This is a genomic window from Pseudomonas sp. St290 (assembly GCF_018325805.1).
Lineage (GTDB): Bacteria > Pseudomonadota > Gammaproteobacteria > Pseudomonadales > Pseudomonadaceae > Aquipseudomonas > Aquipseudomonas bijieensis.
Window position 1 is genome coordinate 6,436,127 of record NZ_AP014703.1, and the last position, 24,875, is coordinate 6,461,001.

At 63.5% G+C, this 24,875-nt stretch carries 22 protein-coding genes; 8 read left to right on the forward strand and 14 right to left on the reverse strand.

Going from position 1 to position 24,875, the window contains the following annotated elements; translation table 11 throughout:
* Positions 1 to 6: 6 nt before the first annotated feature.
* The 8 genes from sctR to PBDP_RS28355 all read right to left on the reverse strand — a co-directional run bounded on the left by sctR (position 7) and on the right by PBDP_RS28355 (position 8,359).
* Positions 7 to 660 carry a type III secretion system export apparatus subunit SctR gene (sctR, locus tag PBDP_RS28320; RefSeq protein WP_116833691.1) on the reverse strand — a complete coding sequence of 218 codons (654 nt, stop codon included), beginning with the start codon at positions 658 to 660 and terminating at the stop codon, positions 7 to 9.
* A complete protein-coding gene (sctQ, locus tag PBDP_RS28325) occupies positions 657 to 1,760 on the reverse strand; it encodes a type III secretion system cytoplasmic ring protein SctQ (protein WP_212801591.1) in 1,104 nt (367 codons plus the stop codon). Before sctQ ends, sctR begins: the two co-directional genes overlap by 4 nt.
* Entirely contained in the window at positions 1,757 to 2,326 is a 570-nt protein-coding gene (locus tag PBDP_RS28330) for a type III secretion protein (RefSeq protein WP_212801592.1), read from the reverse strand. The genes sctQ and PBDP_RS28330 overlap by 4 nt, the downstream gene beginning before the upstream one ends.
* Entirely contained in the window at positions 2,319 to 2,738 is a 420-nt protein-coding gene (sctO, locus tag PBDP_RS28335; RefSeq protein ID WP_109752496.1) for a type III secretion system stalk subunit SctO, read from the reverse strand. Before sctO ends, PBDP_RS28330 begins: the two co-directional genes overlap by 8 nt.
* Positions 2,725 to 4,083, reverse strand: a complete 1,359-nt coding sequence (locus PBDP_RS28340; protein WP_109752498.1) for a FliI/YscN family ATPase — start codon at positions 4,081 to 4,083, stop codon at positions 2,725 to 2,727. The genes sctO and PBDP_RS28340 overlap by 14 nt, the downstream gene beginning before the upstream one ends.
* Positions 4,083 to 4,976 (reverse strand): FHA domain-containing protein, encoded by an 894-nt coding sequence (locus tag PBDP_RS28345; RefSeq protein WP_163856249.1) that lies wholly within the window; start codon positions 4,974 to 4,976, stop codon positions 4,083 to 4,085. The genes PBDP_RS28340 and PBDP_RS28345 overlap by 1 nt, the downstream gene beginning before the upstream one ends.
* A gap of 156 nt (positions 4,977 to 5,132) precedes the next feature.
* Positions 5,133 to 7,220: a type III secretion system export apparatus subunit SctV gene (gene sctV, locus PBDP_RS28350; protein WP_109752501.1), complete on the reverse strand. Its 2,088-nt coding sequence runs from the start codon at positions 7,218 to 7,220 to the stop codon at positions 5,133 to 5,135.
* A complete protein-coding gene (locus PBDP_RS28355) occupies positions 7,217 to 8,359 on the reverse strand; it encodes a TyeA family type III secretion system gatekeeper subunit (RefSeq protein WP_178082467.1) in 1,143 nt (380 codons plus the stop codon). Before PBDP_RS28355 ends, sctV begins: the two co-directional genes overlap by 4 nt.
* A gap of 295 nt (positions 8,360 to 8,654) precedes the next feature.
* On the opposite strand from PBDP_RS28355, the gene PBDP_RS28360 reads away from it, so the two are divergent.
* Positions 8,655 to 9,206: an RNA polymerase sigma factor gene (locus PBDP_RS28360; protein ID WP_109752503.1), complete on the forward strand. Its 552-nt coding sequence runs from the start codon at positions 8,655 to 8,657 to the stop codon at positions 9,204 to 9,206.
* Entirely contained in the window at positions 9,203 to 9,799 is a 597-nt protein-coding gene (locus PBDP_RS28365; RefSeq protein ID WP_109752505.1) for a GNAT family N-acetyltransferase, read from the forward strand. Before PBDP_RS28360 ends, PBDP_RS28365 begins: the two co-directional genes overlap by 4 nt.
* Positions 9,800 to 10,116: 317 nt before the next feature.
* Here the strand turns inward: PBDP_RS28365 and PBDP_RS28370 are convergent, their stop codons facing one another.
* Positions 10,117 to 11,331: a cytochrome P450 family protein gene (locus tag PBDP_RS28370; RefSeq protein WP_109752508.1), complete on the reverse strand. Its 1,215-nt coding sequence runs from the start codon at positions 11,329 to 11,331 to the stop codon at positions 10,117 to 10,119.
* A gap of 144 nt (positions 11,332 to 11,475) precedes the next feature.
* On the opposite strand from PBDP_RS28370, the gene PBDP_RS28375 reads away from it, so the two are divergent.
* Positions 11,476 to 12,633, forward strand: a complete 1,158-nt coding sequence (locus PBDP_RS28375; protein ID WP_116833696.1) for a serine hydrolase domain-containing protein — start codon at positions 11,476 to 11,478, stop codon at positions 12,631 to 12,633.
* Between the two features lie 174 nt (positions 12,634 to 12,807).
* Here PBDP_RS28375 and PBDP_RS28380 read toward each other — a convergent pair whose 3' ends face one another.
* Positions 12,808 to 13,932, reverse strand: coding sequence for a transglycosylase SLT domain-containing protein (locus PBDP_RS28380; RefSeq protein ID WP_212801593.1), 1,125 nt, complete (start codon positions 13,930 to 13,932; stop codon positions 12,808 to 12,810).
* Positions 13,933 to 14,119: 187 nt separating this feature from the next.
* Between PBDP_RS28380 and PBDP_RS28385 the strand changes: the two genes are divergently transcribed.
* The 4 genes from PBDP_RS28385 to PBDP_RS28400 all read left to right on the forward strand — a co-directional run bounded on the left by PBDP_RS28385 (position 14,120) and on the right by PBDP_RS28400 (position 19,902).
* Positions 14,120 to 14,608, forward strand: a complete 489-nt coding sequence (locus PBDP_RS28385) for a type III secretion system chaperone family protein (protein ID WP_109752514.1) — start codon at positions 14,120 to 14,122, stop codon at positions 14,606 to 14,608.
* A gap of 11 nt (positions 14,609 to 14,619) precedes the next feature.
* Positions 14,620 to 16,734, forward strand: a complete 2,115-nt coding sequence (locus tag PBDP_RS28390) for a type III effector (RefSeq protein WP_212801594.1) — start codon at positions 14,620 to 14,622, stop codon at positions 16,732 to 16,734.
* Between the two features lie 319 nt (positions 16,735 to 17,053).
* Positions 17,054 to 19,459 (forward strand): penicillin acylase family protein, encoded by a 2,406-nt coding sequence (locus tag PBDP_RS28395; RefSeq protein WP_212801595.1) that lies wholly within the window; start codon positions 17,054 to 17,056, stop codon positions 19,457 to 19,459.
* 101 nt (positions 19,460 to 19,560) lie between these two features.
* Positions 19,561 to 19,902: a carboxymuconolactone decarboxylase family protein gene (locus PBDP_RS28400; protein WP_014340738.1), complete on the forward strand. Its 342-nt coding sequence runs from the start codon at positions 19,561 to 19,563 to the stop codon at positions 19,900 to 19,902.
* Positions 19,903 to 19,913: 11 nt separating this feature from the next.
* Here PBDP_RS28400 and PBDP_RS28405 read toward each other — a convergent pair whose 3' ends face one another.
* Positions 19,914 to 20,879 carry a GlxA family transcriptional regulator gene (locus PBDP_RS28405; protein WP_163856239.1) on the reverse strand — a complete coding sequence of 322 codons (966 nt, stop codon included), beginning with the start codon at positions 20,877 to 20,879 and terminating at the stop codon, positions 19,914 to 19,916.
* A 187-nt stretch (positions 20,880 to 21,066) separates the two neighbouring features.
* Between PBDP_RS28405 and PBDP_RS28410 the strand changes: the two genes are divergently transcribed.
* The gene (locus tag PBDP_RS28410; protein WP_109752521.1) at positions 21,067 to 21,705 is read left to right on the forward strand and encodes an HD domain-containing protein; all 639 of its coding nucleotides are present in this window, start codon (positions 21,067 to 21,069) and stop codon (positions 21,703 to 21,705) included.
* A 194-nt stretch (positions 21,706 to 21,899) separates the two neighbouring features.
* Here the strand turns inward: PBDP_RS28410 and PBDP_RS28415 are convergent, their stop codons facing one another.
* From PBDP_RS28415 to PBDP_RS28425, 3 genes are read right to left on the reverse strand one after another with little or no spacing between them, the layout of a single operon-like run.
* Positions 21,900 to 22,787, reverse strand: coding sequence for an ABC transporter permease subunit (locus tag PBDP_RS28415; RefSeq protein ID WP_109752523.1), 888 nt, complete (start codon positions 22,785 to 22,787; stop codon positions 21,900 to 21,902).
* Positions 22,784 to 23,704, reverse strand: coding sequence for an ABC transporter permease subunit (locus PBDP_RS28420; RefSeq protein ID WP_212801596.1), 921 nt, complete (start codon positions 23,702 to 23,704; stop codon positions 22,784 to 22,786). Before PBDP_RS28420 ends, PBDP_RS28415 begins: the two co-directional genes overlap by 4 nt.
* Positions 23,701 to 24,843 carry an ABC transporter ATP-binding protein gene (locus PBDP_RS28425; RefSeq protein WP_109752527.1) on the reverse strand — a complete coding sequence of 381 codons (1,143 nt, stop codon included), beginning with the start codon at positions 24,841 to 24,843 and terminating at the stop codon, positions 23,701 to 23,703. The genes PBDP_RS28420 and PBDP_RS28425 overlap by 4 nt, the downstream gene beginning before the upstream one ends.
* Positions 24,844 to 24,875: the final 32 nt, after the last annotated feature.

Genomic DNA, 24,875 nt, shown 5'->3' on the forward strand with positions numbered 1-24,875 from the left:
ACGTCCTCAAAGATAGGAATAGAAGAGGCTGTCGAGCAATTGCGTCCAGCCCTGCACGAGGACAAAAATCAGCAGCTTGAGCGGCAATGAAATGGTCATGGGCGCGACCATCTGCATGCCCAGCGCCAGCAGCAGGTTGGATACGATCAGGTCGATGACAATGAACGGGATGTAGATCAGGAAGCCCATCTGGAAGCCGGCCTCAAGCTCCGACAGCATGAAGGCCGGGATGAGTAGCATCAGGTCGTCGCGACTGGCCTGCTCGGCGCGTTCCTTGGGCCACATCCGCTGGGTGTTTTCCAGCAGGTGAGCGAGGATGTCCGGGTTGGTATTGCGCGACATGAACGCCTGCAGCGGTTTTATCGCGTTCAGGGCAGAACCTTGCAGTGCCTCGGTACTGCTGAAATCCAACGGTCGCTCCTTCAACTCTTCGGCGATGTTGTGACCGACCGGCGCCATGATGAACAGCGTCGCGGCCAGCGCAATGGCATACAGCGCCATATTGGGCGGCACTTGCTGCACGCCGATGGCGTTACGGGTGATCGTCAGCACGATGGCTATCTTGAGAAAGGCACTGCAGATGATCAGCAGCAGGGGGACCAACGAGATCCCACCGATGAACAGCGCCAGCAGAAAGGGGTCGACCCCCTGGAAGCTCATCCAGCCACATCCACGCGAGCGATCTGCAGGCCCAACCGGCCATCGACCTCCACCAGCTCGCCATGGGCCAGGGCCCGTTCGCCATAGAACAGCGCCGCTGTTCCCGGTGTCACGCCCTGCACTTGCAGCACCGCGCCGGGCGCCAGGTTGCGCAGTTCGCCCAGGGTCAGGCTCAAGTGACCGCAGCGGATCGTAAGCGCCAGCGGCAGGTCGTCGAAGCGCTCGGGCAGATCGGCAGCAGCCGGTTCCATCATCGGCGCCTCCTCGGTTTCAGCGGCGGCATAGTCCAACGCCGGTTGATCGGCCGCCTCGGGGGCCTGGGCCTCAGGTTCGTAGCGGGCGGTATCGTCCCAGTCCGGCGTCAGGATGTCGGTGTCGGCGGTGGTGCTCATAACGGTCTCCTCCAGAGCGAGCAAGGTCAGGCGCAACGGTGCGGCACGGCTGTGTACCCGCACCTGCAAACAATGCCGGCCCAGGCGAATCAGCCCTTGGCCGGATGAGTCGAACAAGGCGGTTTCCGGCACCAGCACATCACCGGGACGCAGCGCCGCCAACTGCCCGGCAGCCAGTGCCAGGCGTCCCAGTTCCAGCGGAACATGCAGCGCAAAACCGTCGATCCCTGGTGCGGTACGCCGCTGCCAAGGGGCGGCGCGAAGCAGCCCCAGCAGGACCGAACCGGGCATTTGCAGATGGCTCGTGACGCGCGCCGCCCCCAGTCTCACGTCGAGCCGGCAGGCGATGCCGGGCACGGCAGGCTCGGCCGTTGGCTTGAGAAAGCCGAAGGCCAGGCGCAGGGGCTCGCTCAGGGTTTGCTGGAACAGCGACCAGAACCACGTGTCGTCCGGGCCGGGTTCGGCGGGCAAGACCACCGGGCATTCCCCGAACAGGCTGAGCACCGCGCCGGGCTCATCCAGGGTGAAAGCACCATGGGCACAGGCCAGCACACACGGCGCTCCCCCAGCGGCGCCGTCCGGCGTCAGTTCCAGCAGGCCCGTGTCACCCGCCACCTCGAAGGGCAAACTGACGCCGATCCCCAATAGCCGCCGGGCAGTGGCGTCCTCGATGCCCACAAGCGGTAGCGCCAGTGCATGGACGGTCATATCGCGCCTGCCTCTTCTTCCCGCGCCACGCGCACGCTCACCGGCTGGCCCAGGCTCTGGGTCAGCGCGTCTTCGAGGCGGCCGGATCGACTCGACAACCGCGCCTGTACGTCTTCATTTTCGCTGTTCAGGCCGATGTCCCACCCGGACGCCCCGCCCAGCCGCCGGGCGGACACCTTGATGCGGCCCAGATTGGGCAGGTGCAGCAGCAGGTCCAATTGCTGGTCGAGCGTGGCGCGCAAGCGTGGCGTGAGCTGGTCGACAAACGCCTCCACTTCGCTGTTCTCCAAACTGACCAGGCCCGCCAGCGAACCGGTGCCCGCGGTGTCGTCCTGGGTACCGCCCCGTGGCGCATCGACCCACTGGCGAAACCAGTAACCGTCACTGCGTCCCGCCATTACGTCGGGGTCGAGCCCGGTTGTAGACACAGAGTCACGCGCCGCCGGACGGATGGCCCGGCTCACCTGGGCGGACGGTTGCTCATACGCCCGAGGCGAATGCCGAACGGGAGCGGCCGGGGGGTTGTTGTGCGGTGTCGGCCCACTGCGCACGGTACGGTCATTCATCGCTGGGGATCTCCACCAAGTGCTCCATCATTGCGCTGAGCTTTTCCAGATCACGCCGGCGCCCTTGTAGCCGCTGCTGGGCGGCGGCCGTGTGCTGTGCCTGCTGCGCCTGTTCAGCGTCCAGTGCCTGCAATGCCTGCGCTTGCTCGGCCAGCTCGCCGATCAAACGTCGCTCCTGGGTACTCCAGGCATTGAGTTCACTCACGCTCAGCGCCCGGCCACAGTGCTCGCCATACAACGCTTCGCGCTGCACCGTCTGCTGCTCGCTGGTCGCCTGCATGCGCGCCCGCGCGGCGACCACCGCCGCTTCGCGCTCGCGCAAAAGCTCACGCTGTTGGCGCCATACTCGTTCAGCTTGCGCTTCACGGTGGCGGCGAATCGGCGCCAGGGCGTCCAGATCAACCCGGGACATAAGCGGTCAACTGCTGCAGGTGAGCGAACGTGGACGCGAACGGCTCCGGCTCACGCAGGTCCTGGCGCAGGAAGGCGTCCAGTGCTCCATGGGACTCCACCGCCAGGTCGGTCAAAGGGTCGGCGCCGGCCTGGTATTCGCCCAAGCGCAACATCAGTTCGATTTGCTCATAGGCCGACAGCAATCGACGCAGATTGATGCCCGCCCGCAGGTGCTCTGCCTCGGCCACGTTGGCCAAGGTTCGCGACAGGCTGGCCAGCACGTCGATAGCCGGGTAGTGGCCGCGCTCGGCGAGCTTGCGCGACAGCACGATGTGACCGTCGAGCAGCGACCGCACTTCATCCGCCACTGGATCGTTCATGGAGTCCTGCTCGATGAGCACCGTATAGAACGCGGTGATGGCGCCCTCGTTGGTCAACCCGGCGCGCTCGACCAGGCGCGGCAGCAAGCTGTAGACCGACGGTGGCAGGCCGCCGCGCCCCAGCGGCTCGCCGGCGGCCAGGCCGATTTCACGTTGGGCCCGGGCGAAGCGGGTCAGCGAATCGATGAGCAACAGGACGCGCTGGCCTCGGGCACGAAAGCCCTCGGCCAAGGCTGTCGCGGTGAACGCCGCACGGGCCCGTTCCATGCTCGATCGGTCGGAGGTGGCGCACACCAGGACCGCACGGGCACGCAGTTCATCATCCAGCTCATGGTCGAGGAACTCGCGCAGTTCGCGCCCACGCTCACCGATCAGGCCGAAGACGATGACATCGCAGTCAACGTTCCGGGCAATTTCCGCCAGCAGCGTGGTCTTGCCGCAACCGGCGCCGGCGAACAGCCCCACACGCTGGCCTTCACCCAGTGTCAGCGGCCCGTCGATGGCCCGTACGCCGGTCATCAAGGGCCGTTGGATACGCGGCCGCGCGGTGGGCGCCGGGGCCTCGCCAATCACCTGTGAAGCTTGCAGCACGTGTGGTCCGGCAAACGCCCCGGCGCCGCCGTCCACCAGCGGCCGGCCGAAGCCATCCAACACCTGGCCCAGCAACTGCGGCCCCACGCACACCCGATGGGGCATGCCCAGCGGCTCCACCGCCGCACCGACCCGGACGCCTTCCAGGCCGCCCAGGGCGCTGAGCAAGGCATCGTGCTGGTCGAAGCCGACGATCTCGGCGAGCAGCGGCTCCCGGGCGTCGCGCTCGACTCGGCAGAGGTCGCCGATCTGTGCCCCTGGCAACCGGCACTGCAACAGGATGCCGCTGACCCGCTGCACCCGCCCACGCACCATGACCGGCGCGAAGCGACGCAGGTGCGCCAGTTGCCCGGCCTCCCAGGCCGCCAGTCGCGCGATGGCCGCCTGCGTCATCACCACGTGACCTCGTAGCGTTGGTCACCCTCGAAGGTGACTTTGCCGCTGTCGATGGCGGTCAAGCGCAGGCCATCGATCTGGTCGCCCAGGAACAGCCGACGTCCATCGGCCGTAACCACATGGCCACGCTTGCCACCGACGATCTGGGCGATCTGGAACGGCAGTTGCGTCAGCCGCTCCTTCACGCTGGCCGTGATCCCGATTGGCGTCTCGTAACGATCGTGGAAACGCTCGATCAAGCGCTCGACCATCGCCAGGCGTGGGCGCGGCAGTTCGCCCACCAGGACCAACTGGTCACCCTGGCTCTCGACCCGCACACCAGCGCCCAGATCACGCTCCTGCAACATGCGATCGAGTTCCAGGCGGACCGCCTCGACATTGTCCAATGCCACTTTGCTGTGCTTGAGCTGCTGGGCCGGGCTGCGCGCCACAGGCTGCGCCGGCTGGCTGGTAAAGGCCCAGGCGCTGGAGGCAACAGTAATCACCGCCGCGGCGATTGCCAGGCGCTTGGGCCACGATGGCCGCACGACGGGTTTCGGGGTTTCCCGCGCCGTCGTCAGATGCGCAGCGTCATCCAACGCCGCCTCTTCGGGCCAGGGCTGATCGGCCGGGGCCAGGCACAGCCAGACGCCTGCCACGGCAAACGGGGCATTGCTCTGCAAGGGCTCGGCCGGCGCCCAAGGTTGGCCTTGTCCATCGCAAACCGTCCCCTCCAGCAGCTCCAGCAGCCATTGGCCCTGCACCTGCCGCAGGCCAACGTGACGCCCACAGATGCCCGGATCGTAAAGCGCCAGGTCGGCATCCTCCGCCGCCCCGATCACCCATTGCTCGCCCACCAGCGGCAACGCCGCACCTCGGTGCAGACCACTCAAGACACGCAGTTCGAACATGGCCAGTTCCTCAAGGGGCGACAGACGCTCGCCCACATTCCGGTTGTACGACGGGGCACCGGCGGCGCCCGTCCTCTGTCACAGCCAGGCCATCGACCGCACCTGGATTTGCATCGTTACGTGGAGGCTGCGCTGCCGGCGCGCCAAGACCTGCCGTCACGCCGCGTCCTCCACTTGTAGTTTTTCCTGCTCGAGGTCAAAACGCCCCAGCACGGTGACCTGGGCATTGCTGTGCAACTCGCTGAAAGCGAGCACGGGCACGTGATTGAATTCGTCGCGCAACAAATCGCGCAGCGGTGCCCGCAGGTCTTGCGCCACCAGCAGCACGGCCACGCGCTTGGCGCGCAACGGGAAGCCTTCGCGCAACTGCATGACCAAGGCGCGGGTATGCAGGCTTTCCAGGGCAAAAAAGGTTTCCGTCTGGGTCTGGCGCAGCGCGTCGCGCAACAGGCCCTCGGTTTCCGGGGTCAACAGCCACACGTGCAGGCCGTCTTCGTCGCGGTACTGGTGATAGATCTGCGACTTCAGGGCGATGCGTGCGTAGTCGGTCAGCGCACCGACGTCACGCTCGTGCTGCCCATGCTCGATCAGGGACTCGGCGATCAGACGCACCGCTCGCAGCGGGACACCTTCGCCGGCCAGGCGCTGGAGCACGGCGGCGAAACGGGCCAATGGCATGGTTCTCTGCAGCTCCTGCACCAGCTCGGGCTGACCCGCTTCGAGCCAACTGAGGATCGACTTGCTCTCCTGGAGTCCCAGGAATTGCGGGCCCGTGGCAAACATGGCGCGGCTCATCCGTTCCACCAGTAATTCGCCGGCAGGCACCGCCTCCACTCGCTCGTCCGCCAGCAGCGGATCGTCAGGCGTCAGCCATAGCCACTGATGCTCGTCACGCACCTCGCTGCCGACCTGCACGTCGCGCGGTTCGAACGGCAGCGGCCCGCGCGCCACGGCCACACGTTCACCGAAAGTGGCGCGCAACATCGGCACCTCGTGCACGCAGAAGCGGAACTCGTCGTCCTCCAGCAGCACGCTGTATTCGATCTCAAAGGGCGGCAGGGTCAGGCCAAAGCCAGCCACCAGGGCATTGCGCTTCTTGCGGATCGCCTGGATGACGTCCTCGGCCGCCGCGTTGCCTTCCATGGCTTTGGAAAACTGCAAAAGATAGGCTCGGGTCGGGTCGAAGCTGCGCAGGTCTTCGGCACCGTTTTGTGCCGGGGCGATGACCTCCGTCGGCTGGTCGCCCTGGCGTGCCTGCCGGGCACGCGCGTACAACTGGAGGATGCCTGCGGTGCCGGTGATCAGGGCAATGACAATGAACACCAGCGTCGGCATGCCGGGCAAGGCCGCAAAGCCGAGCATGCCCACCGACGCGATCACCCAGGCCTTGGGTTCGGCGGTCAACTGCTGGGCGATTTCCTTGCCCACGCTGCTACCCGCCGGCTGCCCTTCCGGCGACACCCGGGTGATGATCATGCCCGCGGTGAGGGAAATCAGCAGTGCCGGAATCTGCGCGATCAGACCATCACCGATGGTCAACACGGCATACAGGTGCATCGATTCGGACGCGCCCATGTCGTGCTGCATCATGCCGACCGAAAAGCCGCCGATGAGGTTGATCACGACGATCACCAAGCCCGCGATGGCGTCGCCCTTGACGAACTTCATCGCCCCGTCCATCGCACCGAACAGCTGGCTTTCCTTGTTCAATTCCTCGCGCCGCCGCCGGGCTTCGCTGACATCGATCAGGTTCGCCCGCAGGTCGCTGTCGATGGACATCTGTTTGCCCGGCAACGCGTCCAGGGTGAAACGCGCCGCCACTTCGGCGACCCGCTCCGACCCCTTGGTAATCACCAGGAAGTTGACCACCGTCAGAATGAGGAAGATCACCAACCCCACCGCCAGGTTGCCGCCCACCACGAAATTGCCGAACGCCTGGACGATATGGCCGGCGTCGCCCTGGAGCAGGATCAATCGGGTGGTCGCCACCGACAATGCCAGCCGGAACAACGTGGTCAACAGCAGCACCGCCGGAAACGAGGAAAACGCCAGCGGCCGTGGCAGGTACAGCGAGAGCACGATCAGCAGACAGGAGATACAGATGTTGATCGCGATCAGCGCATCGACCACCGCGGTCGGCAAGGGCAGGATCAGCATGAAGACAATGCCCAGCACCACGAACGCCCCGACCACCTCGATGCGCCGCACCGCTTCGTTGGCGACTTTGTTCAACAGGGCGATCATGAGCGCGCTCCAATCACCGGCGCGGCGGTCTGGCTTCGGGGCTCGCCACGGGAACGCTCATCGAGCAGCACCAACAGATTCTTCAACGCGGTCTGTCGGCTTTTGCCATCACGCCAGAGGGGGAGCGGCAAACGCTTGAGCAAGGGATACAGACCGTTCAGGGAGACCAGTTGGTCGCGCTCCTGGTCGCCCCCCAGCTCACGCCCGATGCGCCGCACTTCCGCCGCTGACAGGCCACTGCTGACAAACCCCAGCATGCGCTGGAGCAACAACACGGCGGTGAGCTGGCTGGCCGGACAGCTGTAGGCCAGTTGCTCCAGCAAACGGCGACAGCTGTGCAGGACACTGCCCAGTTGCGTCGAGGCCGCCAGGCCGATCAACAACGTGCGCAACAGCGCGGTAGGGCGTGAAGGCGTATGCGCGGCGATGTCGTCAGCCAGTGCCCGGCGCATCATGTCCAGCCCCGGCACGAACGCCGCCTCGCCAAACAGGCCAAGCAATGCTTGCATCATGGTGGGCAATGACTGCTTGAGCACCACGGTGTCGTAGTAGAGCCGCCGTACCGCCTGGCGCAATTCGGGATCGCCGCCCGCAGCGCGCAATGCCTCGGCGATGTTCATGCCCGCCTGGATCTGCGCGCCATAACGCTCGCGCAATAGCTGCAGGTAATCGCGAGCGCGCTGGGCTTCGACGAGACGCCCTTGCACCTCGGCATCGCGCAATGTTTGTTGCAGGATCAGGTCGGTACGGGCCGGGTCTCCACCAGTGGACTGCACCACTTCTTCAAGCACCGGCTCGCCACACAACAACAGACCCGCCTGGGCGGCCATAGCCCCCAGGCTCTGCTTGCCTGGATGACCGAGTTGGTCGTACCACTCCTCCAACTGCTCGCGCGTCTCGACCCGCACCTGGCCCACCTCACTGCGAGCATTGCGAATGCGCCGCTGGCTCAGCGCCTTGGTATTGCGCTCCACGTGATGGCTGAAGGTCATGCCGACCTCTTCCATCGAATTGGACTGCACGGCCTGGAACGATTCGACAGGCTTGCCCATGCCCACGACGGCCGAAGCGGCCTGGGCAAGATTGACGGCAATACGCGCATTGGTCGGGGCTTCTACTTTCATGATGGCCGTGAGCATGGTTTCGGACGCTCAGTGGGTGGCGGTGATCCGGCATTCGGTTCCATCGGCGGCCATGGCCTTTTCTGACCGGTTCGAGAGAGCTTCCCGACCAAGCGTTCGCTCGGTGCAATTTCATGCAGTGGGGCTTGGGACGGCTGTGCATGCCCTTGCACAAATAGAGCAAAAGCACTAGATAAAAACACTTATTTATCAAACAGATAACTAACAAATTTGGCTTGGCACAGGTCCTGCTGACAGGGGAAACGTCGACATTTGCATCGACGCTACGGAACCTACTCAGAGGGATTTATTGATGAACAGCCTGAATCTCATGGCCCCCCCGCAAACCTCCCCGGCACCCACGGGTGCGCCAGGCATCTGCTTCGGCGAGGAACGCAAACTGCGTCTGTTTGTGCAAAAACGCGTACTCAACCAAGACGACGCCGACGACATCATCCAGCTCACCTACCTGGAAGCCTGGCGTAACCAGCAGAAGTTCAAAGGGCTGGCAAAGCAGGACACTTGGTTGTGCGGTATCGCCCTGAACCTGATCCGCAACCATTTCCGCCGCTTCTACGCACAGCCGCCGCTGAGCACTTTCGATGAAAGCGAGTTCAACGAGTCCAGTGACGACATTGATCTGAGTGAACTGTGCGACAACCGTCGGTTGCTGGACCGTACGCTGATCGCCATGGACGCACTGCCCAAGGACATGCGCGATACCCTGTGGACCGCCGTGGACACCGAAAGCAGCTATCGCGACGCTGCCGAACGGCTGGGCGTACCCATTGGCACCGTGCGTTCAAGGTTGTTTCGCGCGCGTGAACAACTCAAGCGAAGCGTCTACGGAGAAGCCCGGCCATGACTCAGAATCGTTTGAACAGCCGGCCCGACCTGCCACGCGGCGTGCGCCGCTACACCCCCGACGACTTGCCGGTGATGACAGATATCTTCAACGAAAGCGCTCTGGGGGGGACCAGTTCCCCTGTACTCAGAGCGTTTTCCCTGAAGGAAATGACGTTCTTCGTCGACTGTTTCGTCAAGGAGGGCGATCCGATCTACGTGCTCGAACGCGCTGGCGAAGTCGTCGCCTGGTTGATCGTCAATCGCTTTTGCTGGGGTGCCCAGGCCTGTCGATTGACCGGTGAAGTGTCGATCTACGTGCGCAACGACCACATCGGCAGCGGCGTCGGCATTCGCCTTGGCCAAGCCGCGGTGGTGTTGGCCAAACGGTATGGTTTCGAGACGCTGGTGGCCTGGATCATCGAGCACAACGAGGCCAGCAAACGCGGCGTACAAGGGCTTGGCGCGACGCAATGGGGACGCTTTCCAGGGATCGCCCGGTTCGCGGATAACCGTGCCGACGTTGTGCTCTATGGACTGCACCTGACGCCAAGCGACACGATACCCACCACCCTTTCAGCGCCGGCGCAAAACGAGGAGGCCAGCCTGGCGTGAGTCCACGGCTCGTCCGGCGGGACGTTGGACGAGCCGTTTTTCTATCCGGCAAAGGCCTGTGCCACTTTCTGCACAGGTCACAAACAACGTTACTCACTCAGGGTTTATTCGGTCCATTGTGGCGAGGGGATTTATCCCCGCCGGGCTGCGCAGCAGCCCCAAAAAGGTTGGCTGCGACCAGCCAGGCACGCCACGGCGGCAGGCTTCAGGGCCGCTTCGCAGCCCAACGGGGATAAATCCCCTCGCCACACACTCATACGCCCTCTCAAGTAAACCGCATGCACCGTCACCAGGGCTTCTCCCGGCAAGCAACCGCTTCAGTCCACCGACCAACACACCGGCAACGCCTCCGGCCCCCTGAAGTTGGGTACGTAGCGCCAACGCACGGCGCCGGGATCGACCGCCAATTGCAGCCCGGGGCAACGCCGAAGAAGCGTATTCAATGCAATTTCCAGCTCCTGCCGGGCCAGCGAGGCGCCCAGGCAGTAGTGAGTGCCCTTGCCGAAAGACATATGTGGGCAGACCGGGCGAGCGATGTCGAGCGTGTCAGGATTTGCACACAGGGCTTCGTCACGATTGGCCGACCCCACCACCGCCATCAGCAGTTGCCCGCGCAACAAACGCTGCCCGCCCAGTTCGGTGTCACGGGTGACGAAGCGGACCATCGCCCGCTCCACCGACGAGTCATAGCGCAAAAGCTCTTCGACCGCGCCGGGCATCAGCGCCGGGTCGTCACGCAAGCGCGCCAGCGCCTTCGGGTGCTGCACGAGCATGTGCACGGCATTGCCGATCATCGACGCCGATGTTTCGTGCCCGGCGATGATCAACAAAGCGATCATGCTGCACAGCTCACTTTGGCTGAGCCTGCTGCCCTCTTCCTCGACCTGCACCAACGCCGAAACGAGGTCGTCGCCCGGCTGCGCCCGACGCTGGTCGATCAACGCAAGCATGTAGCCGGCGAATTCGTTGTAGCAACGCTGCAACTCGCTCAGGTCGTGGCCCACTTGCTGGACGATCATGTGGGACCAGCGGCGGAAATCGTCACGGTCTTGCGCGGGGACGCCAAGCAATTCGGCGATGACGGTGATCGATAACGGGAATGCATATTGGCTCACCACGTCCATTCGCCCGCTCGACCGCACGGGCTCCAGCAACGTCTCGGCGATCTGCTCGATACGCGGCCGCAGGGCGTTCACCGCCTTCAACGTGAAGGCCTTGTTGACCAGGCGACGCAAGCGGCGATGACTGTCGCCATCGCGGTTGAGCATGTGTTCGTTAAGGAACGCGATCGATTGCTCGCCACCGAGCATCGCGGCGAACTGCGCATCGATCCGCGACGGGTCACGGGCGAAGCGCTCGTTATCCAGCAGCACCTCCTCGACCTCCCGGGCTCCGGTGACGTACCACATCGGCAACTGCCCTTGCGCCTGGCTGAGGAACACCGGGGCCGCCTGGCGCAGCGCCGCATAATGCCGATAGGCCTCGCCGCGAAACGCGTCGCTATTGAAATCAAGGGTACGCTCGTAAGCCATGAACACTCTCCGGGGGCATGAATCGTTGCTCCTTGAGTGGCAGGGCTGACCAAAAAGATCCCTGTGGGATCCGGACCTGTCGGTGAACCGTTTGCACGACCAGCGTCACTCAAGGAAAAACACCAACCCTTGCGTGGAGCTGACATGACGCGTGCACTTGCTATCCATGGTCAATGCGACACCCGCTTCGAACCGGTCAAAGAGGCGTTTATCCGACTGATGCAGAGCCCTTTCGAACGCGGTGCCGCCCTTTGCATCCAGATTGACGGCGAAACCGTTATCGACCTGTGGGCCGGCATTGCCGGGCCGGAACCGGACAGCCATTGGCAGCGCGACACGCTGCTCAATCTGTTTTCCTGCACCAAGCCCTTCACGGCGGTAGCGATCATGCAACTGGTCGGTGAAGGGCGCCTGGATCTGGACGCGCCGGTCTGCCACTACTGGCCGGCCTTCGCCAACGCCGGCAAAGCGTCGATCACCCTGCGCCAGGTGCTTTGCCACCGCGCCGGGCTGCCGGCGCTGCGCACGCCCCTCGCACCGGAAACCCTCTACGACTGGAACACCATGACGGACCTGATCGCCGAGGAGCATCCCTGGGCCGCGGCGGGGGAACAGCAGACCTATTCGCCCTTGCTGTTTGGCTGGATCCTCGGCGAGCTGCTACGTCGGGTGGATGGCCTGACGCCGGCGCAAAGCATTCACCGACGCGTGGCAGTGCCGCTCGGGCTGGATTTCCACATCGGTCTGGACGACGCGACCATCGCTCGCTGCGCCTACATGGCGCGCACCAAAGACGAGATCGACGATGAGGCCTTTGGCCGGGTGCTGAACGACGTGCTCACCGCGCCGACCGCCATGAGCGCCCTGGCCTTTGCCAACCCGCCGATGGTGCTGGGGCGCAGTAACGAACCCGGCTGGAAACGCATGACCCAGCCGGCGGCCAACGGACACGGCAATGCCCGCAGCCTGGCGGCGTTCTACACCGGCCTGCTCGACGGGCGCCTGCTGGAGTCGCCGCTGCTCAACGAAATGCTGTGCGAACACAGCGCCGAGTACGACCCGACCATCCAGACTCCAACCCGTTTTGGCCTGGGCGTCATGCTCAACCAGCCGGATGTGGCGAACGGCAGTTATGGCATGGGCAACGAAGCGTTCGGCCACATGGGCGCCGGTGGCACCATCGGCTTTGCCGACCCTGAACGCGGGGTGGCGTTCGGCTTCGCCTGCAACACCATTGGCTCCTACGTCTTGATGGACCCCCGCGCACGCGGCTTGGCCAATGTCGCGATGGGCTGCCTGTAGATCCCGGATGGAAGAATCAGTAGCCCGGCTGGCGCGGATCGATCGTTCCCACGCTCCTGCGTGGGAATGTCGCCAGGGACGCTCCGCGTTCCGCTTCTGGAAGGTGACGCAGAGTGTCACAGGATGCATTCCCACGCAGAGCGTGGGAACGATCGATATGGGGGGATGATCGGCTCAAACTCCTGGCGGCGCGGCCACCTCCGCCACCTGCGGCTCGGCCCCTCCAGTATCGGGTGCGGCGACCACTTGCTCTTCGCTACCGGCCACGTGGGGCAGCGCCGCCTTGCCGATCATGTCCGGTTGAGCCAGCAACCTGCGCGACGCTTCCAGGGGCATCAACAAGCGCCCCCTGGCCCGGCCACGCGCGGCAGGGTTGAGCATGCGCAACTCTCGCTCATGAACACCGGACAACAGCGCCAGGTGCGCCAGGTCCACAGGCTGCGCCAAGGCAACCATCTGGAAGTACGGCTGGTCAGCGATGGGCGCCAGGCTCACGCCATAGTCCGCGGGCGCATTCACCAGTTGCGACAGCGCCAGCAACCGCGGCACATAGTTCTGGGTCTCGCCGGGCAACGACAGGTTCCAATAGTTGGTCGCCAGGCCACGGGCGCGATTGCGCGTGATGGCGTCGCGCACCCGCCCTTCCCCGGCGTTGTAGGCCGCCAGCGCCAGCAGCCAGTCGCCGTCGAAGTAATCGTGCAGGTAGGACAAATAATCCAGGGCAGCCCGCGTCGATGACGGAATGTCCCGGCGCTCGTCGTAATCGCCTCGCTGCTGCAATTGGTAGCGGCGCCCCGTGGCGGGAATGAATTGCCATAGGCCCAGGGCTTGGGCCGGTGATTGGGCATTCGGATTGAACCCGCTCTCGATGGCCGGCAGCAGTGCCAGTTCCAGCGGCATGTTGCGCTTGTTCAGCTCGCCAACGATGAAGTGCAGGTAACGGCTGCCGGCACGCCCGGTCTGGGTGAGAAAAGCCGGGCGATCCATCAGCCAGCGGCGCTGCTCATCGACGCGCGCTACGCCCTGGGTCTTGGCCTGCAAGGAAAACCCCTGGCGCATGCGCGCCCACAGGCTACCGCCGCTTTGCGGGGCTAACTCGCCGATCTGGATGATGGTGTCCGTAGGCGCCGGCTCCAACCAGCGCAGTTGCGAGCGGTAAGGCTCGTTGGCGGAAGGATCGCCGATGGTCAACTGCGGTTCGAGGTGCTGGCAGCCATACAGCAAGGTCCCCATGGCCAGCATGGACAACCCTTTGGGGACGAATCGAAGGGCCGGCAAAGGTGCAAGTGATCGGGACATGGGCGGTCAACCTTGAATGAGGTGGCGCCATTGGGTGGCAGATCACAGGGCAGCGGTTCCACGCAGGTCACCCGGCGCGCCGGCATCGGGCGGCAGCGGCGCTCGGTTGGAACCGAAATGCCGCAGGTGTCACTCACCATGGGCAGCAGGCGCTCGTCGGCGCCTGGATGACAATACGAGGTCAATCATGGCGTCACCCACCTATTGCAAGCTGATCGATCAGCTTTGCGCCCTCACGATGATTCCAACCCCGTCAGCGTTCTACGAACAGGCGAACCTGTCGGTCAAGGATGTCGACTTTTCCCTGAAACACACCCCTGGCGTGGGCGAGGGAGATGTCTTCATCTACTGCAGCTTCGGGCCGTTGCCCGTGGCGAATCGCGAAGCGGTCCTGCAACGGTTGCTGGAAACCAACCTGTACCTGCTGAGCGGGGCGTTCTGCCCGTCCCTGTCTTACAACCGCGACAGCGAACAGGTGATCCTGATCGGCCACGTTCCCCTGGAAAACCTCGCAGCCGAACGCCTGCTCGGGTTGATGGGCGGTGCCGCTGAAATGGCGCTGATTTGGCGAGATGGCTACTTCTTCGACGGCGCCAGCCCAAACGACGCCGCCAAGGCTACCCAGCACAAACCCACCCCCCGTAGCACCGGGCTCAACAGCGCCCTGTCAATCTAGGAGAGCACGACATGCCAGATTTATCAGTAGGACGAAGCACCGGCTCGGCGGCGTTGCACCAGCAGGACGACCGCATAATGCCGGTGGGAACCAGCCTGTCCGAACAGGTTCGCCCCTCCACCAATCCCCTGGTGCCTTATCACTTCGAAGGACAAGCGACCGACAAGACCCAGCAAACACTCAGGACCCGGCAGCAACGCCTGACAGGGCTGGTCAACAGCCTCGGCAAGAAAAACCCCGAAAGCGACCCCATCGGCTATGCACGCGAGCACATGACCCTGGAAGGCACGGCATTGGGCTATGCGCCCGGCACAAGCTATCAAGACATACAAAAGCACCTGGCTGAACTCGGCGGCACGCCTCACCCGATGCTGTCGGGCCAGGAAGAAACCGAAGCATTCGTCCAGGACTTCAACGAGTACCTGGGCAAGAACGATAAGGACAGGAAGGAAAGCGGTGGCTTCGGCGCGGTCTGGGACAAACACTGCGCACGCGTGGGCGATACCCTCGGCGCCTACCATTCGTTATGCCAGGAAGTGATCGACAACACACCGGAAGGTGATCGCCAGCCTCTGCAAAACAGTCATGACGCCTTCCGCGGTTACGCAAAGGGCGTCATGCAAGCCATGACGCAAGAGCTGCCCACGCGCTTGAATACCTTCATGGAAAGCCGAATCGAGCATACGCGCAGTGCAATGAACAACGAGGGCCTTTCCCAGCCCGAACGAGACCAGGCGACCACTGAACTGAACCAGCTGCTCAAGGTTCAGGAGGAGTTTGAAGACTTTCAGGAAAATGAGGACAGCAAGCCTAGCGAGCTGACTAAAGCGACGAAGAAAAACGAAACGTTGGACACGGCGCTGAAGAACGTCGGACGCCAGGACTATGTTGCTGACCTCAAGACCACGAGCGGTTTTGTAACCGGCCTGGCGGTGTTCGCCGGGGCGGGGATCCCGCAGGGCGTGGCCTCTGCGGGCCACTTTGGCGCAATCACTGCGTCGATCGATGAGACAATGGCCGACGCCTCCTACGGCAAGCATGTCGCGGCGACCTCGACTGTCCTTGGCACCGCACACAAAGTGATCAGCGACGGCATCCGTCCATTCGTCCAGGTCGTGGTCGACAAGACCATCGGCGCGGGTCTGGCAAAGGTCGATCCGCTAGCGGTGTACCCCAAGGCCTTGCAAGTCGTCACGCAGAACGGGCAGCGGGTCGCCAACCCTGCACTCGATGCGCGCAATCTCGCGCAGGAGCAACAGCGCAACGAATTCACGCTCAAGCAGAACGCGAACAACTTCGGCACCGCGAGCGGCGACTTCACCGGCTACCTCGCCTTCGGTGCCGCTCACGCAGTGCGGGACACCATCGACCAGTTCACCTCAGTCAACGCTGGTGGCATCGTCGCCCGCACAGCGGCCTCCGCCGTAGGCGGCACCTTCATGGCCGGCGGCCAGGCCGTGGCAAAATACGCCCAGACCCATGGTGACGAGGAGATTCCTACCTACCGGGTCACCAAGGAAAACCGCAACTGGAGCGAACTCCTGCCCAAGGCGTTTTCCGAAGCGACAGGAAAGCTCAACCCACTCAACATGGCCAATGTCAGCGACCTCACCAACCGGATCGTCGGCGTGGGCGAAGGGATCGCCATGCGCACGGCGGTGGGCGACGCCGCCGCGGTGGGTGAGGATCCGGAAGTGCGGGAAAAAATGGAGCAGATCGTCACGACCTTCTTCTCCTCCGGCCTGACCCTGCTCCCATTCTTTGCCAATAGCGTGGCGGCACCGCTCGAAAACAAGGCGCTGGCCGGCAAAGACGACCTGACCCAGCGAGCCAAGGTACCGCTGCAAAACGTTGCACATCCAAACCGGGACAGCCTGCCCCACACCCAGCCCGCAGGCTGGCGGCGGGACCTTGAAAACACCTACCACGTGACGCGCGGCCTTACCCAGATCATTCCGCAAGCCACTATCGCCGGGCTTAACCTGGGGGCCGACAAGATTCAGAGCATGGCAACACGGCCTAAAAATCCTGGCGCCGGCGACAATATGGAGCTGGCGGAACGCGGCGAAGCGCGGCCCCAGGGCGGGCCGTCCAATGAAACTGCACCTACCCCCCGGCCAAGCTGATGAACCCGTCGGGCCTTCCTTCGATGGCTCGACGGTCAACGGCTGAAACCTCCCTTCTATAACCGGCCGCAGGAGCCCCCTGCGGCCGGCCCTCGCGACACACGCCGACTCACATCCCTTTGCGCTTCGACGACGGCAGACGTGATTGCTGTGCCGATCAACGATAGCCTTGCGATTCTCCGCGCCGCTTATACTCCGACCCGCACGACGGTCTGGTGCAAATCCCTCCGACGGGCGATACGCCGGGAAGCAGCCGTATGCTAAACAGGGAATCAACAGCGAGACCATGGGACCGCTGTCACCAGAATAAGGAATCACCATGAAGCGCACCCTCATCGCCTTCCTGTCACTGGTCGTCACCGCGATCATCGTCGCGGGCGGCTACCTCTACAGCAAGCAACCCACCCGCCAGGGCACGGTGCAGTTGCAAGGGCTGCATGGCTCGGTGACGGTGCGCTACGACGAACGCGGGGTGCCGCATATCCGCGCCGAAAACGAAACCGACCTGTACCGCGCCCTCGGCTATGTCCATGCCCAGGACCGGCTGTTTCAAATGGAGATCATGCGACGCCTCGCCCGTGGCGAGCTGGCCGAGGTGCTGGGCCCCAAACTGCTCGACACCGACAAGTTGATGCGCAGCCTGCGCATCCGCGAGCGCGCCGCGACCTATGTGACCGAACAGGATCCACAATCCCCGGCCTGGATCGCCATGCACGCCTACCTGGACGGGATCAACGCCTATCAGGACAGTCACACCCGGCCGGTGGAATTCGATGTGCTGGGCATTCCCAAGCGCCCCTTCACCGCCGAAGACACCGTGAGCATTACCGGCTACATGGCCTACAGCTTCGCCGCCGCGTTCCGTACCGAACCCCTGCTGACCTACGTGCGCGATGTGCTGGGTGCCAACTACCTGAACATTTTCGACCTCGACTGGCAGCCTCAGGGCGTGCTGGCCGAAGGTCGCAAGGGTGGCCTGCCGCTGGCCGCCGCCGACTGGAAAGACCTCAATGCCCTGGCCCGCCTGAGTGAGCAGGCCCTGGCCGACAACGGCCTGCCGCAGTTCGAAGGCAGCAATGCCTGGGCGCTCTCCGGCAGCCGCACCCACAGCGGCAAGCCTTTGCTGGCCGGCGACCCGCACATCCGTTTTTCCACGCCTTCGGTGTGGTACGAGGCGCATTTGTCGGCCCCGGGCTTCGAACTCTATGGGCATTACCAGGCGCTGCTGCCCTTTGCGACGCTGGGCATGAACCGGGATTTCGGCTGGAGCATCACCATGTTCCAGAACGACGACCTGGACCTGGTCGCCGAGAAGATCAACCCGGACAATCCCGAGCAGGTCTGGTATCGCGGCCAATGGGTCGACATGACCCGTAGCGAACAGCAGATCGCGGTCAAGGGCCAGGCGCCGGTGACGCTGGTGCTGCGCCAGTCGCCCCACGGCCCGATCGTCAACGATGCCCTCGGTGCGAACGCCGGCAAGACCCCGGTCGCCATGTGGTGGGGGTTCCTGGAAAGCCGCAACCCGATCCTCGAAGCCTTTTACCAGCTCAACCGCGCCGATACCCTCGCCAAGGCCCGTGGCGCTTCGGCCAAGATCCACGCACCGGGGTTGAACGTGGTGTGGGCCAACGCCAAGGGGGACATCGGTTGGTGGGCCGCCGCGCAACTGCCCAAGCGGCCGGCCGGCGTGAAGCCCGGCTTCATCCTCGATGGCAGCAGCCCGGAGGCGGAAAAGGAAGGCTTCTATCCATTCAGCAGCAACCCGCAGGAAGAGAACCCGGCGCGGGGCTACATCATCTCGGCCAATTTCCAGCCGGTGCCAGCCAGCGGCATCGAGATCCCCGGTTACTACAACCTCGCCGACCGTGGCCAGCAACTCAACCATCAGCTCAGCGACAAGCAGGCGAAATGGGACCTGGAAACCACCCAGAAACTGCAACTGGGCACCACCACCGCCTACGGCCCTCGCCTGCTTGCGCCTTTGTTGCCGGTGTTGCGTGACGTGGTCAGCGACCCTCAGGAGCGCAAATGGGTAGAGCAACTGGCACAGTGGCCGGGCGATTACCCACTGGACTCCACCAGTGCAACGCTGTTCAACCAGTTCCTGTTCAACCTGGCCGACGCGGCCCTGCGCGATGAGCTGGGCGACGGTTTCTTCGACACCGCACTGTCGACCCGGGTGATCGACGCGGCCCTGCCACGCCTGGCGGCCTCCGGGGACTCTCCATGGTGGGATGATCGCACGACCCTTGGCACGGAGACCCGCGCCGACACCGTGAAAAAGGCCTGGGACAAGAGCCTCGTTCACCTGAAGGCCACCCTCGGCGAAGACGCCACGCAATGGCAATGGGGCAAGGCCCACACCTTGACCCATGGCCACCCGCTGGGCCTGCAGAAACCCCTGGACCAGATCTTCAACGTCGGCCCGTTCGCCGCGCCGGGCACCCACGAAGTGCCCAACAACCTCTCCGCCAAGATCGGCCCGGCACCGTGGCCAGTGACCTACGGGCCTTCGACCCGGCGCATCATCGACTTCGCCGACCCGAGCCACAGCGTCACCATCAACCCTGTCGGCCAGAGCGGCGTGCCGTTCGACAGGCATTACGAGGACCAGGCCGAGGCCTACATCGAGGGGCTGTATCACCAGGCGCACCTGGCCGAGGAAGAAGTGACGGCCAATACCCATGGCACCTTGAAACTGCTGCCGGCCCGGGCGCCCTGAATCGGGCGCGCAGGTCTTTTTCATCACCACCCGGGCTTGATCGTCATGGATGGTCAAGACTACAGGGGCTAAATCCCGTCTCTTCCATAGGAGTCAACGCTATGTTCAATAACTGGTCCGAACTGCTGCCCACCATCAAGAGCGCCTTTGGCGCCCTGGGCAAGAGCAATCCGAAGATGGTCAAGGCTTACATGGCCCTGGACGAAGCCGCGGCTGAAAACAACGTGCTCGATGCCAAGACCCGTGAACTGATCTCCATCGCCGTGGCCATCACTACGCGCTGTGACGGTTGCATCGGCGTACACACCGACGCCGCCATCAAGGCCGGCGCCACCCGCGAAGAAATCGCCGCCACCCTGGCCACCGCCGTGTCATTGAATGCCGGCGCGGCGTACATCTACTCCCTGCGAGCCCTGGAAGCCCATGACGCGTTGAAGAAGTGAGGGGCTGACACCTACGCCAGCGCGCCGAAATTCAGCCTGAATCGCTGCGGCGTCACGCCCAACCTGCGATTGAATACGCTGCGCATGTGCTGGGCATCACGAAAGCCGCATTGCCAGGCCACGGTCTTGAGCGGGGCGCGGGTGCTTTCCAGCATCACCCGCGCCGCGTCCACCCGGGCCTGCTCGACGAACTCCGCTGGCGTGATCTTCGCTTCCCGGGTGAACACCCGAGAGAAGCTGCGCGGGCTCATGTTCACGGCATTGGCCAGGTCGGCGATGGTCAGGTCACCGTTCAGGTGCGCCAGTACATAGGCCTGGACCTGGGCCACGGTGGACGTCGGCTCAGCGTGGGGTGCGAGAAAAGGACTGAATTGCGACTGCCCGCCCGCGCGCTGGGTAAACACCACCAGCCGCTTGGCGACACTCAGCGCCACGTCCGGCCCATGGTCCTGGGCCAGCAGGAACAACGACAGGTCGATGCCTGCGCTGACCCCGGCGGAGGTGTAGAGCTGGCGATCCTGCACATACAAACGATCCGCTTCGACCCGGGTCGAGGGACACAGCTGCGCCAGCGCCGCGGCGTCACCCCAATGGGTGGTGACGGTCCGCCCCTCCAGCAATCCAGCCCGGGCCAGCATGAAAGCGCCATTGCAGATCGACCCAAAGCGCCGGGCTCGTCCACAGGCCTCCCGCAGCCAGGCATCGAATCCTGCCCCAAGGTGCATGAACGGCAGCTGCGGCCCGCCCGCGACCAACAGCAAGTCGTAGGCCTGCCGAGCCTCGCTGAAATGCCGATGGGCATTCAGGGACAAGCCGTTGGAGCAGGACATCGCGCCACGCTCGGCGCCGATCACTTCAAGCCGATAGTGATCCTCGGCGACCAGGAACCGATTGGCTTCGCTGAACACGTCCATGGGCCCGGTAACGTCCAGCGACTGGACGCCAGGGAATACCACGACGGCGACGACTTTCTGCATGGTGCTCGCTTGCCTTCGAGTGGAACGACTCCAGCACCCTAGCCAATTCGCGTCCCGGAAGCCATCTGGCACGAAACCCAGGTTTATTGGCAAGGATCGCAGCCATGGGAACATTGTCCGGCTACCTTGCGGCGAACAGACTGGAACCCTCGGCGCCGCACTGGCCCATCGTCAAGAGGAGAACAGCATGAACAGCATCGCCGGCATCAAGATCCCCGACAGCACCCTCGCCCGCGCCACCACCGAATACATCCGCGATATCGAATCCGACTTGCTGTACCACCACTCCCGCCGGGTATTTCTGTTCGGCGCCTTGAGTGGCCAGCGTCGGCAGTTGGCCTATGACCCGGAGTTGCTGTATGTCGGTGCGATGTTCCACGACCTGGGCCTGGTGGAGGGTTATCGCAGCGATGATGAGCGCTTCGAAGTGGATGGTGCGAACGCGGCCGCGGCGTTCCTCAAGCCCTACGGGTTGAGCGATGACGACATTGAGCAGGTGTGGCTGTCGATTGCCTTGCACACTACGCCGGGCGTACCCAAACATCTGCGCCCCACGGTGGCCCTGGTGACCGCTGGCGTGGAAATGGACGTGCTGGGCATGGACTACGCCGCGTTTCCCGCCGCACAGCGCGACGCCGTGGTGCACGCTCATCCGCGTGGGGAAGGGTTCAAGGAGTGCATCATCTGCGCCTTCGCCAACGGTTTGCGGCATCGTCCGCAGACCACCTTTGGCAATGTGAAGACCGATGTGCTGGTGGATCAGGAGCCGGGGTTCAAACCGATGAACTTCGTGGAGGTGATCCGTACTTCGCCTTGGCATTCGTAGCCAGCACGCCCCACCGCTATCGCGAGCAGGCTCGCTCCCACAATGGGATCTGCGTTCGACCGCGGATTTGTAGGCGAACAAAAAACTGTGGGAGCGAGCCTGCTCGCGAAAGCGATGCATCAGCCAACATGAATGTTGGATGTACCTCCGTCTTCGCGAGCAAGCCCGCTCCCACATTAGGCGCCAGTCTCGGGTCAGACCGGTGCGGTCTCGGCCCGGCGGACTTCCGGTTGTTTCCAGGAGTCGGCGGCGCTTTCTTCGATGGCTTGCTGGATCGCGCGCTTGCGATTTTCTTCGGCGCGACGGCTGAAGTACCAGACCAGGAAGGTCACCAGCGACACGGCCAGCAGGATCAGGCTCGCCACGGCGTTGATTTCCGGTTTTACCCCCAGGCGTACCGCCGAGAATACTTCCATCGGCAAGGTCGTCGAACCAGGGCCGGAAACGAAGCTCGCCAGCACCAGGTCGTCCAGGGACAACGCGAAGGACATCATGCCCCCCGCCGCCAGTGACGGCGCGATCATCGGGATGGTGATCAAAAAGAACACCTTCCATGGCCGCGCACCGAGGTCCATGGCCGCCTCTTCGATGGACAGGTCCAGCTCACGCAAGCGCGCCGAGACCACCACCGCCACATAGGCCGCGCAGAACGTGGTGTGAGCGATCCAGATCGTGACGATGCCACGTTCCTGGGGCCAGCCGATCATCTGTGCCATGGCCACGAACAGCAGCAACAGCGACAGGCCGGTGATCACTTCCGGCATCACCAACGGCGCAGTGACCAGGCCACCGAACAGCGTGCGGCCCTTGAAGTGGGTGATGCGGGTCAGCACGAAAGCCGCCAGCGTACCCAGGGCCACTGCGGCAATCGCCGTGTAGCAGGCGATTTCCAGCGAACGCACCACCGAGCCCATCAACTGAGTGTTGTCCAACAGGCCGACGTACCACTTGATCGACCAACCGCCCCATACCGTCACCAGTTTCGAGGCGTTGAACGAGAAGATCACCAGGATCAGCATCGGTGCGTAGATGAACAGCAAACCCAGCACCAGCATCAGGCTTGAAAAACTGAAGCGCTTCATTCCTTGCCCTCCATTTCTTTGGCCTGACTGCGGTTGAACAGGATGATGGGCACGATCAGGATCGCCAGCATCACCACTGCCAGGGCGGATGCCACCGGCCAGTCGCGGTTATTGAAGAATTCCTGCCACAGCACTTTGCCGATCATCAGGGTTTCCGGGCCGCCCAGCAGTTCCGGGATCACGAACTCGCCCACCACGGGGATGAACACCAGCATGCAACCGGCGACGATGCCGTTCTTGGACAGCGGCACGGTGATTTTCCAGAAACTGTTGAAGGTACTCGAACCCAGGTCCGACGCGGCTTCCAGCAGGCTGGGGTCATGCTTCACCAGGTTGGCGTACAACGGCAGGATCATGAACGGCAGATAGGAGTAGACGACGCCGATATAGACCGCCAGGTTGGTGTTGAGGATTTGCAGCGGTTCGCTGATCCAGCCCATGCTCAGCAAGAAGCCGTTGAGCAAGCCGTTGTTGCTGAGGATGCCCATCCACGCATAGACGCGGATCAGGATCGCGGTCCAGGTCGGCATCATGATCAGCAGCACCAGCACCGTTTGCATCTCTTTACGGGCGTTGGCGATGCCATAGGCCATCGGGTAGCCGATCAGCAGGCACAAGACCGTGCTGATCAGGGCCATTTTCAGCGAGCCGAGGTAGGCGGCGATGTACAACTCGTCCTCGCTCAGCATCGCGTAGTTGGCGAGGTTGAGCAGCACCTGCAGTTTCTGGTCGACGTAGCTGTAGATCTCGGTGTACGGCGGAATGGCCACATCGGCTTCAGCGAAGCTGATCTTCAGGACGATGAAGAACGGCAGCATGAAGAACAGGAACAGCCAGAGGAAGGGCACCCCGATGACCAGTTGGCGGCCACCGGGCGTTATTCGGTCGAGTCGGCGTTTGAGTTTGCGCATGTTCATGAGCGAAGCACCACGCCGCTGTCGTCTTCCCACCAGACGAACACCTGGTCGCCCCAGGTCGGCCGCTGACCACGGCGTTCGGCGTTGGCGACGAAGGACTGCACCAGCTTGCCGCTTGGCAATTCGACGTAGAACACCGAGTGACCGCCCAGGTAGGCGATGTCATGGACCTTGCCGCTGGACCAGTTGTTCTCGCAAGTCGGCTGCTCGGCGGTGACCAGCAGTTTTTCCGGGCGAATGGCGTAGGTCACGGACTTGTCCTGCACCGAGGTGCTGATGCCGTGGCCGACGTAGATGTTGCGGTCCAGATCCTTGCAGGTCAGCACCGCGTGGCCTTCAGCGTCGTCCACCACTTCGGTCTCGAAGATGTTGACGTTGCCGATGAACTCGCAAACCAGCCGGCTGGTCGGAGTTTCGTAGATGTCGATCGGGCTGCCGATCTGGGCGATCCAGCCCAGGTGCATGATCGCGATGCGCTCGGCCATGGTCATGGCCTCTTCCTGGTCGTGGGTCACCATGACGCAGGTCACGCCAACCCGCTCGATGATCTCCACCAGTTCAAGCTGCATTTGCGAGCGCAGCTTCTTGTCCAGGGCACCCATCGGTTCGTCGAGCAGCAACAGCTTTGGCCGCTTCGCCAGGGAACGGGCCAGGGCCACGCGCTGGCGCTGACCACCGGAAAGCTGGTGCGGCTTGCGCTTGGCGTACTGGCTCATCTGCACCAGCTTGAGCATTTCGGCCACGCGGGCATCGATCTCGGCCTTCGGGATCTTGTCCTGTTGCAGGCCGAAGGCGATGTTCTGCGCCACGGTCATGTGGGGGAACAAGGCATAGGACTGGAACATCATGTTGATCGGCCGCTCATAGGGCGGCATGTCGGTGATGTCCACACCGTCGAGGAAAATCCGTCCCTCGGTGGGCCGCTCGAAACCGGCCAGCATGCGCAGCAAGGTGGATTTGCCCGATCCCGAACCGCCGAGCAAGGCGAAGATCTCGCCTTTCTTGATTTCCAGGGACACATCGTCCACGGCAATCGTCTCGTCGAACTTCTTCGTGACCCGGTCGATTTTGACCAGCACCTGCTTGGGTGTCTGGTCGCCCTCGAGGGCTTTCTTATAGGCGCCGGAGGCAACTGCCATTTACGAAACTCCCACAGAATTTGCAGTTCGCC

Coding starts and splice junctions, on each gene's coding strand:
- sctR (WP_116833691.1), bottom strand. CDS start 660: ATGAGCTTCCAGGGGGTCGACCCCTTTCTGCTGGCGCTGTTCATCGGT.
- sctQ (WP_212801591.1), bottom strand. CDS start 1,760: ATGACCGTCCATGCACTGGCGCTACCGCTTGTGGGCATCGAGGACGCC.
- PBDP_RS28330 (WP_212801592.1), bottom strand. CDS start 2,326: ATGAATGACCGTACCGTGCGCAGTGGGCCGACACCGCACAACAACCCC.
- sctO (WP_109752496.1), bottom strand. CDS start 2,738: ATGTCCCGGGTTGATCTGGACGCCCTGGCGCCGATTCGCCGCCACCGT.
- PBDP_RS28340 (WP_109752498.1), bottom strand. CDS start 4,083: ATGACGCAGGCGGCCATCGCGCGACTGGCGGCCTGGGAGGCCGGGCAA.
- PBDP_RS28345 (WP_163856249.1), bottom strand. CDS start 4,976: ATGTTCGAACTGCGTGTCTTGAGTGGTCTGCACCGAGGTGCGGCGTTG.
- sctV (WP_109752501.1), bottom strand. CDS start 7,220: ATGATCGCCCTGTTGAACAAAGTCGCCAACGAAGCGGTGCGGCGCATC.
- PBDP_RS28355 (WP_178082467.1), bottom strand. CDS start 8,359: ATGCTCACGGCCATCATGAAAGTAGAAGCCCCGACCAATGCGCGTATT.
- PBDP_RS28360 (WP_109752503.1), top strand. CDS start 8,655: ATGAACAGCCTGAATCTCATGGCCCCCCCGCAAACCTCCCCGGCACCC.
- PBDP_RS28365 (WP_109752505.1), top strand. CDS start 9,203: ATGACTCAGAATCGTTTGAACAGCCGGCCCGACCTGCCACGCGGCGTG.
- PBDP_RS28370 (WP_109752508.1), bottom strand. CDS start 11,331: ATGGCTTACGAGCGTACCCTTGATTTCAATAGCGACGCGTTTCGCGGC.
- PBDP_RS28375 (WP_116833696.1), top strand. CDS start 11,476: ATGACGCGTGCACTTGCTATCCATGGTCAATGCGACACCCGCTTCGAA.
- PBDP_RS28380 (WP_212801593.1), bottom strand. CDS start 13,932: ATGTCCCGATCACTTGCACCTTTGCCGGCCCTTCGATTCGTCCCCAAA.
- PBDP_RS28385 (WP_109752514.1), top strand. CDS start 14,120: ATGGCGTCACCCACCTATTGCAAGCTGATCGATCAGCTTTGCGCCCTC.
- PBDP_RS28390 (WP_212801594.1), top strand. CDS start 14,620: ATGCCAGATTTATCAGTAGGACGAAGCACCGGCTCGGCGGCGTTGCAC.
- PBDP_RS28395 (WP_212801595.1), top strand. CDS start 17,054: ATGAAGCGCACCCTCATCGCCTTCCTGTCACTGGTCGTCACCGCGATC.
- PBDP_RS28400 (WP_014340738.1), top strand. CDS start 19,561: ATGTTCAATAACTGGTCCGAACTGCTGCCCACCATCAAGAGCGCCTTT.
- PBDP_RS28405 (WP_163856239.1), bottom strand. CDS start 20,879: ATGCAGAAAGTCGTCGCCGTCGTGGTATTCCCTGGCGTCCAGTCGCTG.
- PBDP_RS28410 (WP_109752521.1), top strand. CDS start 21,067: ATGAACAGCATCGCCGGCATCAAGATCCCCGACAGCACCCTCGCCCGC.
- PBDP_RS28415 (WP_109752523.1), bottom strand. CDS start 22,787: ATGAAGCGCTTCAGTTTTTCAAGCCTGATGCTGGTGCTGGGTTTGCTG.
- PBDP_RS28420 (WP_212801596.1), bottom strand. CDS start 23,704: ATGAACATGCGCAAACTCAAACGCCGACTCGACCGAATAACGCCCGGT.
- PBDP_RS28425 (WP_109752527.1), bottom strand. CDS start 24,843: ATGGCAGTTGCCTCCGGCGCCTATAAGAAAGCCCTCGAGGGCGACCAG.